This window comes from Streptomyces sp. NPDC054796 (assembly GCF_053611545.1).
The window spans coordinates 49,396-62,702 of the sequence record NZ_JBSHAO010000001.1 but is presented as its reverse complement, the minus strand read 5'-3'; the positions used below and the strand labels follow the sequence as shown (position 1 = coordinate 62,702).

Here is a 13,307-nt window from a genome sequence, read left to right as displayed (position 1 = left end):
ACAGCCGACCACCCGGCGCCCGGAGGCTCAGGGGCCCGCCGGGCGCCGGGGGACGTGAACGCTCCGCGTCACTTCTCCGTCTCTGCGGCGAGCTTGCCGAGCAGCTCGTCGTAGATCCGGGCGAGCCCCTTGGGCGCGAAGGTCTTCTCGAAGAAGCCGCCGATGCCGCCCGCGCCGTTCCACACCGTCGTCACCGTGACGCGCGAGGTGCCCTCGGCGGTGCCGGGGGTGACCTTCCAGGTGGTGACCATGGAGGAGTTGCGGTCCTTCTCGACCAGCTCGCCGTCGGTCGGCTCGGTGACGTCCAGCAGGCAGTCGCGCACCCGCTTGCTCGTGGCCTGGAGCTTCCAGTGCACGACGGTGCCGTCCCCGTCGCCGCCCTCGCGCACCTCGTACTCGCTGAAGTGCTCCGGCAGCAGCTTGGGCCGGGTCCCGCTGTAGTCGGCGAGCGCGTCGAACACGTCGTCCGGCTTGGCGGCGATCTCACGCTGCGTGGTCGCCTCGACCTGCGCCATCAGTCCTCCTGTCGTAGCCACCTGAAGGGGCTCACTGGTGGTCACCACGGCCCCTGGCGGCAAGCCAATCACCCCCGGGTCCGCCGCCCAAATCCGGGTTGACAGACTCGAAGGGAACAGGTGTTCTATTCGGGTACGAGAACGTGGCACCGGTAGGAGGAGGCTCCATGCGCTGGGAGAATCTGAACGGCGACGGAGCGGCGGCCGACCCCGTGCTCTTCGGTACCGATGCCGTGACCCGTACGTTCGACACCCCGGAGTTCCGGGGCATCACCTTCCACGAGATCCGGGCCCGCTCACTCGTGAACCGGGTGCCCGGAGCCTCGCGGATGCCGTTCGAATGGACGGTGAACCCGTACCGCGGCTGCACCCACGCCTGCGTGTACTGCTTCGCGCGCGGCACCCACCGCTATCTCGACCTCGACACGGGCCAGGACTTCGACTCCCAGATCGTCGTCAAGGTCAACGCGCCCGAGCTGCTCCGCCGCGAGCTGGGCTCCCGCCGCTGGCTCGGCGAGCACATCGCCATGGGCACCAACGTCGACTGCTATCAGCGCGCCGAGGGCCGCTACCGCCTGATGCCCGGCATCCTCACGGCGCTGCGCGACTACGCGAACCCCTTCTCGATCCTCACCAAGGGCACGCTGATCCTCCGCGACCTCGATCTGCTGCGCTCGGCCGCCGCGATCTCGGACGTCGGCGTCTCCGTCTCCGTCGGCTTCACGGACGAGGAGCTGTGGCGCACCGTCGAGCCGGGCACGCCAGCGCCCGAGCGGCGCCTGGACGTCGTGCGCACGCTCAGCCAGCACGGCATACCCTGCGGGGTCCTGATGGCCCCGGTCATCCCTTTCCTCGGCGACTCGCCCGCGCAGTTGCGCGCCACCGTGCGGGCCGTGGCCGCCGCGGGCGCGACGTCCGTCACGCCGCTGGCGCTCCATCTGCGGCCCGGCGCCCGCGAGTGGTACATGAGCTGGCTCGGCCTGCACCACCCGCATCTCGTGCGGCACTACGAGGCGCTGTACGCGGACGGCGCCTACGCTCCCAAGTGGTACCAGCGCCGCATCACGCGCCAGGTCCACGAGCTGGCGGCCGAGTACGGCATCGGGCCCTCGGCGCCCGGAGCGGCCCGGCGGATCTCGGTCAGCCCGGAGGATCCCCAGGAGCCGGACTCCCCGCACTGCACGCAGCTCACCCTGCTCTGACCCTGCTCCGACGGACGCCCCACACTCCCCGGGCGCCCCGTAAATCCGGTGGCCGGTCCGATACCGCGCGGGTGATCATCTGCCGCATGTCCTCACTCACCCACATCACCGCACCGTCCGGCGTCGCACCGGGCAACGGATACAGCCATGTCGTCTGGGGCGAGGGCCGCTTCGTCGCCGTCTCCGGGCAGGTCGCCCTCGACGGGAACGGCGAACTCGTCGGCCCTGGCGATCCGGCGGCCCAGGCCCGTCAGGTCTTCGAGAACCTGCGCCGCTGCCTCGCCGAGGCGGGCGCCACCTTCGAGGACGTGGTGAAGCTGACCTTCTACACGACCGACGTCGGCATCCTCCCGGCGATCAGGGAGGCCCGCGACGCGCACATCGACACCGCACGGCCCCCGGCCAGCACCGCCGTCCAGGTGGCCGCGCTCTTCCGGCCCGATCTCCTGCTGGAGGTCGAGGCGTTCGCGCTCGTGAGCGGTGGCGAGGGCCGCGGTGAAGGCCGGGGCGGGGAGAGGCCCGGGGCATAGTCTGGGGGCATGCGCATCGGTGCTCTCGCTCACGCGGCCGGGGTCAGCACGAAGACCATCCGGTGCTACGAGCAAGCGGGACTCCTTCCCGCGCCTCCCCGCACACCATCCGGATACCGCGACTATCCCCCGGACGCCGCCGAACGCCTCGCGCTCATCCGCGCGGCGCAGACGGCGGGTCTGACGCTCGCCGAGGTCGGCCGCGTCCTGTCCCTCCGCGACGCGGGACACGTCACCTGCGGACACGTCGCCGCGCTCATCGAGGAGCGCCTGCGCCACGTGGAGGCGCGCATCGCCGCGCTGGAGCGGGTGAAGGCGTCGCTGCGGCGCCTGACCGAGGCCGAGGCCGAGGTCACCGGCGACCGCTGCGGGCAGGGCGACAACGGCGCCGTCCGCCCGGCGCTCGACGGCGGCCGTACGGGCTGACCCGCCCGGCCCGTGTGCGGGCCCCGTTCAGCCCCCGGCCAGCCCCCCCGTCCGGCCCGCGCCGGGTCGGCGGCCGGGCGAGCCGCCGGGCGGCCTCCGCGTGGGCGTCGGCGTCGGACGTCAGACAGCAGCCGCGCCCGGGTACCCCATGACGGCGCGCACCGTCTTGCGCCCGCTCCCCCGCTCCCGCACCGTCCAGCGGCAGGCGAGCGCGTCGACGATGGCGAGGCCGCGCCCATGGCCGCGTTCGACGCTCGGGGGCAGGGGCACCGGACGGCCGGGGCCGATGTCGTCGACCTCGACCAGTACGCCCCCCGGGTGCCGGATCAGCCGGAGTTCCTCGGGCGCGATGGCGTGCTGAACGGCGTTGCCGACGAGTTCGCTGACGACGAGCGTCACGTCCGAGGCGAACCCCGGATCTTCGAACTGCCAGCCCTCCAGACACTGACGGGTGAAGGTGCGCGCGGTGTCGACGTCGGCCTGCGCGAGAGGCAGCCGCTGGATGTGTGGCCTCGTGTACTCGCGCGGGGCGAGCGCCGTATGGCCGCTGTCGGATTCCGTGGTGGCCATGGTGGCCGCGGAAGCCATGGTGATCACGCTCCTGCCGGTCTGCCGAGCTTGCTCGATGGACAACCTTGCTCGATGGACAACAGGGCCCTGTCCGGCGTCCTACCCGCCGTGCGGGGTGATCCACCTCCGGCACGCGCACAATCCGGACAGAAGATGTCGGGTATCCGCGCCAGCATGACCGCATGACCTACGACCCCTGCAACTGGGCCGCGTTCGCCGCCGCCGAACCCGGCCTCGCCGAGACCGCCGTGAAGCGCTTCGCTCCGTACAAGCACCACGTACTCGCCACGCTGCGCGCCGACGGGTCTCCGAGACTGAGCGGCATCGAGGCCGACTTCAGCCGCGGCGAACTGTGGCTCGGCATGATGCCGAACTCCCGCAAGGCCCTGGACCTGCGACGCGACCCGCGCTTCTCGCTGCACGTCAACCCTGGCAGCGGCACGGAGATGGTGACGGTGGCGCACGGCGGCGACGTACGGATCTCGGGGCGCGCCATTGAGGTGACGGACCCCGAAGTGCTCGCCGGCTTCGCCGAGGCGGCTCCCGAGGGCGAGGTCCCGGAGGTGTTCCACCTCTTCAGGACCGAGCTGACGGAGGTCGTGCGCACATACGTCGAGGGCTCCGACATGGTGCTGGAGACCTGGCGCCCCGGACGCCCGCTGCGCGTCGTGCGCCGCGGCAACGACGACAGCCCACCGCGCGAGGACGGCTGACAAGGGCAGGGCCCTGGGCGCGGCGCTCTGCCATCATCCGCTCGTGCGCGTACGGGAGATGAGGGCGGACGACAGCGCGGCGGTCGCGGAACTGACCGTGCGCGGCTGGCAGCACGCGTACGCCGGGCTGATGCCCCAGGGGTATCTGGACGCGATGTCGGCCGAGGAGAGCGCCGTGCGGCGGCGGGAGATCTTCGCGGCCACGCTCGGCCGGGTCAGCAACCTCGTCGGGGAGGACGCGGCGGGCACCGTCACGGGCTGGGCCGCGGTCGGCCCGTACCGGCAGGGGGCCGGCGCGGGCAGCACCGCCGCCGACGACGCCGCCGAGCTGTACGCGGTCTACGTACGGCCGGAGCTGATCGGCACCGGCACGGGGCGCGCGCTGATGGACGCCGCGCTGGAGCGCGCCCGGGCGCGCGGATTCCGTCGGATACTGCTCTGGGTCGTGACGGGCAACGCGCGTGCCCGCCGGTTCTACGAACGGGCGGGCTTCACGGCCGACGGCGCCGAGAGCACGTACGAGGTGGACGGCACACCGGTGCCCGAGATCCGGTACGGGCGCCCACTCTGACGCCCCCGCACCGCTCCCGTACCGCCCCCGTCTGCGCCCCGTCGAAGATCCCCTCAGCGCCGCCCCCGCACCGGCGGGGGTATGCGGGCGCGGGCCGCCTTCGCCGCCGGGGAGAGGCGGTGGTGTTCGGCCGCCGCGTCGAGGACGGGGATGGCGCGGCGGTCGCCCAGCGCGCCCAGCCCCTGCACGCACGCCTCCGCGATCGGCCAGTAGTGGACCGGGCCCATCAGGAGCCGCTGGAGCACGGAGATCAGGGTGGGCACGGATTCGGGGGCGCGGAGCGAGGTGAGGAGGCGGACCGCGTGCAGGGCGTACGCGGTCCGCAGTTCGTTCGTCGCCAGGGCCGAGGCGGCGCGCGCTGTGCGCGGGTCGCGCAGCCGCGCCAGCGCCTGCGCGGCCGTGGCGCAGCGGACCGGGTCGCGGTAGTTCAGCATGAAGATCAGCGTCTCGAAGGCCCGCGCGTCGCCCGCGCTGCCCAGCGCGAAGGCCGCGAACTCCAGCGCCCACAGGGGCCGCCCCGGCTCGGTCAGCACGGAGGCGAGCTGGTCGCGGGCCTCGGGCGTGTTCTGCCTGGCGAGCTTGATCAGCCGCTCGTACTCGGCCGGCTCCGCCTCTCCTCGTAAACGATCGATCAACGATCGGAATGGGTCGCCCACTTACGCCTTCCTCCCCACGTGGTCCCTGCCACAGCCTTGGGTGTGCCATACCCCTGGCGCATTGGTTACCCACGAGTTACGGTGCTCATCAGAGCGGTACCCCCGCTCAGGCGGCCTGGTGACGCAGCCGCCGAGAGTGCAGTCGGTTCGGTATGTCGAGTACGGCCGGGTCCCGGGACAGGACCCGCCGCCGGGGTCGGCGTCCACGCGGCACAGCCGCCGTCGGACGCAGCTTCCCCCGGAAAGCACAGGCTCACAACTCCCTCGCCGTACGCGTGTTTCCGCGTGCCGCGCCGTGCGTTCCACGCCTGGCGCGCGCGTGTGTCCGCGCCCCGGTCCCACCCTCATCTGCACGCCCCTCCGGGGGCCTGTGTCACCGAATTTCCTGGAGTCCCGTGATGGACCGTCCGCCCCTGAAGTCCCTGAACACGATCGCTGTCGTCGGCCTCGGCACCATGGGCACCGGCATCTCCGAGATCCTGGCCCGCGCGGGCCGCGAGGTCATCGGCATCGACACCGACGACGCGGCGGCGCGCAACGCCGCCACAGCGCTCGAAGCCTCCACAGCCCGCGCCGTGCGCCGCGAGCGGATGACCGAGGCCGAGCGGCGGGACGCGCTGGCGCGCTTCCGCACCTTCCCCGACCTCCAGGCCGCCGCCGAGGCAGACCTCGTGATCGAGGTCGTGCCCGAGGACTACGACACCAAGTGCCAGGTCTTCGCCACCCTCGACACGGTCGTCAAGCCGGACACGATCCTCGCCACCGGCACCAACGCGCTGTCCGTGACGCGGCTGGCCGCCGACTCCGACCGCCCCGAGCGCGTGCTGGGCCTGCACTTCTTCAACCCGGCGCCCGCCATGAAGCTCGTCGAGGTCGTCTCCTCCGTCCTGACCTCGCCCGAAGCCGTGGCGGCGGTGACGGCGCTCGCACAGGAACTGGGCAAGGAGCCCATCGCGGTGGGCGACCGCCCCGGCTTCGTCGCCGACGGGCTGCTCTTCGGCTACCTCAACCAGGCGGCGGCGATGTACGAGTCGCGCTACGCCAGCCGCGAGGACATCGACGCCGCGATGAAGCTGGGCTGCGGGCTGCCGATGGGCCCGCTCGCGCTGCTGGACCTGATCGGCGTGGACACGGCCCGCACCGTCCTGGACGCGATGTACGCCGAGTCCCACGACAGGCTGCACGCGCCCGCGCCCGTGCTGCGCCAGCTCAGCGAGGCCGGGCTGACGGGGCGGAAGGCGGGGCGCGGCTTCTACACGTACGAGGCGCCCGGCAGCTCCGTGACGGTCCCGGACGCGCTGAGCCCCGACGCGACGGGCACCGGCGCTTCCGCGCGCCCCGTGCACGCCGTCGGCGTCGCGGGCTCGGGCACCATGGCCAGCGGCATCGCGGAGGTCTTCGCGAAGGCGGGCTACGCGACCGTCCTCGCGGCGCGCGGCGAGGCGAAGGCGGAGAAGGCGAAGGCGCGCGTCGCCTCCTCCCTGGACCGGTCCGTGAAGAAGGGGCGGCTGAGCCAGGAGGACCGGGACGCGGCGCTGGCCCGGATCACGGCCGCCGGGAGCCTGGAGGCGCTGGCCGAGGTGGATCTGGCCGTCGAGGCGGTCGCGGAGGACCTGGAGGTCAAGCGGCAGCTCTTCGCGACCCTGGACAAGGTGTGCAAGCCGGGCGCCGTGCTGGCCACCACGACCTCGTCCCTCCCCGTCGTCGCCTGCGCCCGCGCGACCTCGCGCCCGCAGGACGTCATCGGCATGCACTTCTTCAACCCGGCGCCCGCCATGAAGCTCGTCGAGGTCGTGCGCACGGTGCTGACCGGCGACGAGGCGCACGCCACCGTCCGCGAGGTGTGCGCGGCCGTCCGCAAGCACCCGGTGGACTGCGGCGACCGCGCGGGCTTCATCGTGAACGCGCTGCTGTTCCCGTACCTCAACAACGCCGTGAAGATGGTCCAGGAGCACTACGCCAGCCTGGAGGACATCGACGCCGCGATGAAGCTCGGCGGCGGCTACCCCATGGGGCCCTTCGAACTGCTCGACGTCGTCGGGCTGGACGTGTCCCTCGCCATCGAGCAGGTGCTGCACCGCGAGTTCCGCGACCCGGGGCTGGCGCCCGCGCCGCTGCTGGAGCACCTCGTGGCCGCGGGGTGTCTGGGCCGGAAGACGGGGCGGGGCTTCCGCGAGTACGCGCGCCAGTGACGCGGGCCTCCCGGTGGGGCGGGCTGCTGGAGCCCTCGGGCGACGGCGGCCCGTCCCTGGAGTCCGTCACAGCATGTAACGTTCCACACATGTCGGAGCCCGTGAAGCCTTCCCGTTCGCATGCCGCGTCGTCCCAGCGTCTGAAGATGCGCCGTGAGTTGGCGGCGGCGGCGATGGAGCTGTTCGCGACGAAGGGTTACGAAGCGACGACCGTCGATGAGATCGCCGCGCAGGCCGGTGTGGCACGGCGCACGTTCTTCCGGCACTTCCGCTCCAAGGAAGAGGCGATCTTCCCGGACCACGACGACACACTCGTACGGGCCCAGGCCGTGCTGGAGGCGGCGCCCGCGCACGAGAACCCGCTCGACACGGTGTGCCGCGGCATCAAGGAAGTCATGAAGATGTACGCGTCCTCGCCGAAGGGCAGCGTGGAGCGGTACAAGCTGACGCGCGAGGTGCCCGCGCTGCGCGAGCGCGAGATCGCCTCCGTCGCGCGGTACGAGCGGCTGTTCACCCGCTATCTGCTGGGGCACTTCGACGAGGCGGCGCACCGTGACGGGGGCGGCGACTTCGACGAGCCGCTGCTCGCGGAGGTCGCGGCGTCCGCCGTGGTCACCGCGCACAATCATGTGCTGCGGCGGTGGCTGCGCGGGGGTGCGGTGGGGGACGTGGAGGCGCAGTTGGACCACGCCTTCGCGATCGTCCGCAAGACGTTCGGGACGGGGCTCGGCGCGTCCCGGCTCGTCGCCGGGGACGGGTCCTCGGCCACCGCGTCCGCGACCGCGACGGTGTCGCGGGAGGACGAGGTGCTGGTCACTGTCGCGCGCACGGATGCGCCGCTCGGCGAGATCATGCGCACGATCGAGCAGGCGCTCCAGCACGGCTGACGCCTCACAGGGCCGCCGACACATCGCGGGCCGCGCCATGTGACCCGGCGCGCGTTGTGGTCCGGTACGCGTTGTGGCCGCGTTCATCCCTGTCCGGGTCCGGCCTGTTCGGCACCGCCGATATCCGCCGTCGTGGCGCGCCGCCATCGCGGCGGGAAAAGGGTGCAGTCGCAGGCGCCCGCACCCCGCACCCCGGACCTGCGGTGCCGGGCCCCCGCGGCAGGGTCCGCCCCTGCCCAGCGCACCGGGCCCCCGGCCCGACGGGCACCGCCGGAATCCGCCGTCCTGGCGCGCCGCCGTCGCGGCGGAACAAAAGTTGCCCCCGCCCAGCGCACCGAGCACCCGGTTGCCGCGACGGGAAAAGGTTGCGGGCCGGAAAACCGACGGTGACCAGGGCGGGGGTGCCGCCGGAACGAAAAAGGCACGCAGTGTCTTGTGCGCTGGCACTGGGTGTCATACCGTGAAGTAGTCCGGGCGCTGTCCCAGCGGCTCTACCCCGCGTACGTCCGGACGCCTGCGTCACAGGCAACCTCAAAAGGCGCCCCACCCGGCGCCGCCCCTCACGCACCACTGAGCCGAACCGACGGCACTGCCTCACAACCGACGACCCCTCAAGCGTTTCTCCCTCATCAGCGCTTCGCCGGAGGCATTACCGTGAACAAGATCCTCGACGCGATCCTCGCGTCGGACACGACCGCAGACGACTTCGCGAACCTCCCCCTCCCGGAGTCCTACCGCGCGGTGACCGTGCACAAGGACGAGGCCGAGATGTTCGACGGCCTCCCCTCACGGGAGAAGGACCCGCGCAAGTCGCTGCACGTCGAAGACGTCGCCGTGCCCGAGCTGGGCCCGGGCGAGGCACTGGTGGCCGTCATGGCCTCCTCGGTCAACTACAACTCCGTGTGGACGTCGATCTTCGAGCCCGTCTCGACCTTCGCGTTCCTGGAGCGGTACGGCCGCCTCTCCCCGCTCACCAAGCGGCACGACCTCCCGTACCACGTCATCGGCTCCGACCTCGCGGGCGTCGTCCTGCGCACCGGGCCGGGCGTGAACGCCTGGCGCCCGGGCGACGAGGTCGTGGCGCACTGCCTGTCCGTCGAGCTGGAGAGCGCGGACGGGCACAACGACACGATGCTCGACCCCGAGCAGCGCATCTGGGGCTTCGAGACCAACTTCGGCGGGCTCGCCGAGGTCGCGCTGGTCAAGTCGAACCAGCTCATGCCCAAGCCCGACCACCTGAGCTGGGAGGAGGCCGCGGCTCCCGGGCTGGTCAACTCCACCGCCTACCGACAGCTCGTCTCCCGCAACGGCGCCGGCATGAAGCAGGGCGACAACGTGCTGATCTGGGGCGCCAGCGGCGGCCTCGGCTCGTACGCGACCCAGTTCGCGCTGGCAGGTGGCGCCACCCCGATCTGCGTGGTCTCCAGCGACCAGAAGGCGGAGATCTGCCGCCGGATGGGCGCGGAGGCGATCATCGACCGGAACGCCGAGGACTACCGGTTCTGGAAGGACGAGCACCACCAGGACCCGAAGGAGTGGAAGCGCTTCGGCAAGCGCATCCGTGAGCTGACCGGCGGCGAGGACGTGGACATCGTCTTCGAGCACCCGGGCCGCGAGACGTTCGGCGCGAGCGTCTACGTCACCCGCAAGGGCGGCACCATCGTGACCTGCGCCTCCACCTCGGGCTACGACCACTCCTACGACAACCGCTACCTGTGGATGTCGCTGAAGCGGATCGTCGGCTCCCACTTCGCGAACTACCGCGAGGCGTGGGAGGCGAACCGGCTGATCACCAAGGGGAAGATCCACCCGACGCTGTCGAAGACGTACCGCCTGGACGAGACCGGGCAGGCCGCCTACGACGTGCACCGCAACCTCCACCAGGGCAAGGTCGGCGTCCTCGCGCTCGCCCCCGAGGAGGGACTCGGCGTGCGCGACGAGGAGAAGCGGGCCCGGCACATCGACGGCATCAACCTCTTCCGGAACGTGTGAGGCCAGTCCGTGACTGATCCAGCAGAACCCCTCGGGGTGAGTGAGCCGAAGGGCGCGCGCCCGGAGGCGAGCGAACACAGGAAAAAGGACCGTCCGTGGCTGATGCGGACCTACGCAGGGCACTCCACGGCCGAGGCGTCCAACGAGCTGTACCGGCGCAACCTCGCCAAGGGACAGACCGGTCTGTCGGTCGCGTTCGACCTGCCGACGCAGACCGGATACGACCCCGACCACATCCTCGCCCGTGGCGAGGTCGGCCGGGTCGGGGTCCCGGTCTCCCACCTGGGTGACATGCGGCGGCTGTTCGAGGGCATCCCGCTGGAGCAGATGAACACCTCGATGACCATCAACGCCACGGCCATGTGGCTGCTGGCGCTCTACCAGGTGGTCGCCGAGGAGCAGGGTGCCGACATCTCCCAACTCCAGGGGACGACGCAGAACGACATCGTCAAGGAGTACCTCTCCCGCGGGACGCACGTCTTCCCGCCGGTGCCGTCCCTGCGCCTGACCACGGACATGATCGCGTACGCCGTCAGCCACATCCCCAAGTGGAACCCGATCAACATCTGCTCGTACCACCTCCAGGAGGCCGGGGCGACGCCCGTCCAGGAGATCGCGTACGCGATGAGCACGGCCGTCGCCGTCCTCGACGCCGTGCGCGACTCCGGGCAGGTGCCGCAGGAGCGGATGGGCGACGTGGTGGCCCGCATCTCGTTCTTCGTGAACGCGGGCGTCCGCTTCGTCGAGGAGATGTGCAAGATGCGGGCCTTCACCCGCATCTGGGACAAGGTCACCCGCGAGCGGTACGGCATCGAGAACCCCAAGCAGCGCCGCTTCCGCTACGGCGTGCAGGTCAACTCCCTCGGCCTGACCGAGGCCCAGCCCGAGAACAACGTGCAGCGCATCGTGCTGGAGATGCTGGCCGTGACCCTGTCCAAGGACGCGCGCGCCCGCGCCGTCCAGCTGCCCGCCTGGAACGAGGCCCTGGGCCTCCCCCGGCCCTGGGACCAGCAGTGGTCGCTGCGCATCCAGCAGGTGCTGGCGCACGAGAGCGATCTGCTGGAGTACGAGGACATCTTCGCGGGCTCCCACGTCGTCGAGAAGAAGGTGGAGGAGCTGATCGACGAGTCCCTCACCGAGATGCGGCGCATCGAGGAGATGGGCGGCGCCATGGCGGCCGTCGAGTCCGGCTACCTCAAGTCCCAGCTCGTCGCCTCGCACGCGGAGCGGCGCGGCCGTATCGAGTCGGGCGACGAGAAGATCGTCGGCGTCAACTGCTACGAGTCGACGGAGCCGAACCCGCTCACCGCCGACCTGGACACGGTCATCCAGACCGTGGACCCGGCGACGGAGAAGCAGGTCGTGGAGGCCATCGGGCGGTGGCGTGCCACGCGCGACGAGCCGTATGTGCACCCGCGCTCGGCGCAGGCGCTCCAGTTGCTGAAGGAGGCAGCCGCCACCGACGCCAACCTGATGGAGGCCACCCTGGAGTGCGCCCGCGCGGGCGTGACCACCGGCGAGTGGGCGGGCGCGCTGCGCGAGGTGTTCGGCGAGTTCCGGGCCCCTACGGGCGTGAGCAGCGCGCCCGTCGCCGTACCCGTCGAGGAGGGCTCGGTCCTGGACGGGGTGCGCAGGAAGGTCGACGCGACGGCGGCCGACCTCGGCGTCGGCAAGCTCCGGCTGCTGGTGGGCAAGCCCGGCCTCGACGGGCACAGCAACGGAGCCGAGCAGATCGCCGTACGGGCCCGCGACGCGGGCTTCGAGGTGATCTACCAGGGGATCAGGCTCACCCCGGAACAGATCGTCTCGGCGGCCGTCGCCGAGGACGTGCACTGCGTCGGCCTGTCCATCCTCTCCGGCTCGCACGCCGAGCTGGTGCCGGACGTGCTGGCGCGGCTGCGGCGCACGGGCGTCACCGACATGCCCGTGATCGTCGGCGGCATCATCCCGTCGGCCGACGCCGAAGCGCTCAGGGCCGCCGGAGTCGCGGCGGTCTTCACCCCGAAGGACTTCGGCATCACGGAGATCATCGGCCGTATCGTCGACGAGATCCGCACAGCGAACCAGCTCGACCCCCTGGAGGTCCCCGCATGAGCCCCGTCAACCGTCTCCGTCCGCGGCGGTCCTGTCTCGCCGTACCCGGGAGCAATCCGCGCTTCCTGGAGAAGGCCCAGGGCCTCCCCGCCGACCAGGTGTTCCTCGACCTGGAGGACGCCTGCGCACCGCTGGCGAAGCCCGACGCACGGCACACCATCGTCAAGTTCCTCAACGAGGGCGACTGGACCGGCAAGACCCGGGTCGTGCGGGTCAACGACTGGACGACGCACTGGACGTACCGCGACGTGATCACGGTCGTGGAGGGCGCGGGCGCCAACCTGGACTGCATCATGCTGCCGAAGGTGCAGGACGCGCAGCAGGTGCAGGCACTGGACATGCTGCTGACCCAGATCGAGACCACGATGGGCTACGAGGTCGGCCGGATCGGCATCGAGGCCCAGATCGAGAACGCCAAGGGCCTGGTCAACGTCGACGCCATCGCCGCCGCCTCGCCGCGCGTGGAGACCATCATCTTCGGCCCCGCGGACTTCATGGCGTCCATCAACATGAAGTCCCTGGTCGTGGGCGAGCAGCCGCCCGGCTACCCGGCGGACGCCTACCACTACATCCTGATGCGGATCCTGATGGCGGCCCGTACGCACGACCTCCAGGCGATCGACGGGCCCTACCTCCAGATCAAGAACGTCGACGGCTACCGCGAGGTCGCCCAGCGCGCCGCCGCGCTCGGCTTCGACGGCAAGTGGGTGCTGCACCCGGGCCAGGTCGAGGCGTCGAACGAGATCTTCTCGCCCTCCCAGGAGGACTACGACCACGCCGAGATGATCCTCGACGCGTACGAGTACTTCACCTCCGAGAAGGGCGGCAAGAAGGGCTCGGCGATGCTCGGCGACGAGATGATCGACGAGGCCAGCCGCAAGATGGCCCTGGTCATCTCGGGCAAGGGCCGCGCGGCGGGCATGCGCCGCACCACGACGTTCGAGCCCCCGGAGGCGTGA

The 13,307-nt window shown here is 71.4% G+C and carries 13 protein-coding genes; 10 read left to right on the top strand and 3 right to left on the bottom strand.

Annotated elements, in window-relative coordinates:
* Positions 1-68: 68 nt before the first annotated feature.
* The gene (locus tag ACWGJ2_RS00285) at positions 69-515 is read right to left on the bottom strand and encodes an SRPBCC family protein (protein ID WP_453343641.1); all 447 of its coding nucleotides are present in this window, start codon (positions 513-515) and stop codon (positions 69-71) included.
* 167 nt (positions 516-682) lie between these two features.
* Between ACWGJ2_RS00285 and ACWGJ2_RS00280 the strand changes: the two genes are divergently transcribed.
* The 3 genes from ACWGJ2_RS00280 to ACWGJ2_RS00270 all read left to right on the top strand — a co-directional run bounded on the left by ACWGJ2_RS00280 (position 683) and on the right by ACWGJ2_RS00270 (position 2,673).
* Complete coding sequence (locus tag ACWGJ2_RS00280) at positions 683-1,717, top strand: Rv2578c family radical SAM protein (RefSeq protein WP_453343640.1); 1,035 nt, start codon at positions 683-685, stop codon at positions 1,715-1,717.
* Between the two features lie 86 nt (positions 1,718-1,803).
* Positions 1,804-2,247 carry a RidA family protein gene (locus tag ACWGJ2_RS00275; protein WP_453343639.1) on the top strand — a complete coding sequence of 148 codons (444 nt, stop codon included), beginning with the start codon at positions 1,804-1,806 and terminating at the stop codon, positions 2,245-2,247.
* 9 nt (positions 2,248-2,256) lie between these two features.
* A complete protein-coding gene (locus ACWGJ2_RS00270; protein WP_453343638.1) occupies positions 2,257-2,673 on the top strand; it encodes a heavy metal-responsive transcriptional regulator in 417 nt (138 codons plus the stop codon).
* A gap of 120 nt (positions 2,674-2,793) precedes the next feature.
* On the opposite strand, the gene ACWGJ2_RS00265 is transcribed toward ACWGJ2_RS00270, so the two are convergent.
* Positions 2,794-3,261 carry an ATP-binding protein gene (locus tag ACWGJ2_RS00265; RefSeq protein ID WP_453343637.1) on the bottom strand — a complete coding sequence of 156 codons (468 nt, stop codon included), beginning with the start codon at positions 3,259-3,261 and terminating at the stop codon, positions 2,794-2,796.
* Positions 3,262-3,425: 164 nt separating this feature from the next.
* On the opposite strand from ACWGJ2_RS00265, the gene ACWGJ2_RS00260 reads away from it, so the two are divergent.
* Entirely contained in the window at positions 3,426-3,956 is a 531-nt protein-coding gene (locus tag ACWGJ2_RS00260) for a pyridoxamine 5'-phosphate oxidase family protein (protein WP_453343636.1), read from the top strand.
* A 58-nt stretch (positions 3,957-4,014) separates the two neighbouring features.
* Positions 4,015-4,527, top strand: coding sequence for an N-acetyltransferase family protein (locus ACWGJ2_RS00255; protein WP_453343938.1), 513 nt, complete (start codon positions 4,015-4,017; stop codon positions 4,525-4,527).
* Between the two features lie 53 nt (positions 4,528-4,580).
* On the opposite strand, the gene ACWGJ2_RS00250 is transcribed toward ACWGJ2_RS00255, so the two are convergent.
* Entirely contained in the window at positions 4,581-5,183 is a 603-nt protein-coding gene (locus ACWGJ2_RS00250) for a HEAT repeat domain-containing protein (protein ID WP_453343635.1), read from the bottom strand.
* A gap of 398 nt (positions 5,184-5,581) precedes the next feature.
* On the opposite strand from ACWGJ2_RS00250, the gene ACWGJ2_RS00245 reads away from it, so the two are divergent.
* From ACWGJ2_RS00245 to ACWGJ2_RS00225, 5 genes are all read left to right on the top strand, one after another.
* Entirely contained in the window at positions 5,582-7,375 is a 1,794-nt protein-coding gene (locus ACWGJ2_RS00245) for a 3-hydroxyacyl-CoA dehydrogenase family protein (RefSeq protein ID WP_453343634.1), read from the top strand.
* Between the two features lie 89 nt (positions 7,376-7,464).
* Positions 7,465-8,262: a TetR family transcriptional regulator gene (locus ACWGJ2_RS00240; protein WP_453343633.1), complete on the top strand. Its 798-nt coding sequence runs from the start codon at positions 7,465-7,467 to the stop codon at positions 8,260-8,262.
* Between the two features lie 654 nt (positions 8,263-8,916).
* Complete coding sequence (gene ccrA, locus ACWGJ2_RS00235; protein WP_453343632.1) at positions 8,917-10,254, top strand: crotonyl-CoA carboxylase/reductase; 1,338 nt, start codon at positions 8,917-8,919, stop codon at positions 10,252-10,254.
* Positions 10,255-10,290: 36 nt separating this feature from the next.
* Entirely contained in the window at positions 10,291-12,348 is a 2,058-nt protein-coding gene (locus ACWGJ2_RS00230) for a protein meaA (RefSeq protein ID WP_453343631.1), read from the top strand.
* The gene (locus ACWGJ2_RS00225) at positions 12,345-13,307 is read left to right on the top strand and encodes an HpcH/HpaI aldolase/citrate lyase family protein (RefSeq protein ID WP_453343630.1); all 963 of its coding nucleotides are present in this window, start codon (positions 12,345-12,347) and stop codon (positions 13,305-13,307) included. The genes ACWGJ2_RS00230 and ACWGJ2_RS00225 overlap by 4 nt, the downstream gene beginning before the upstream one ends.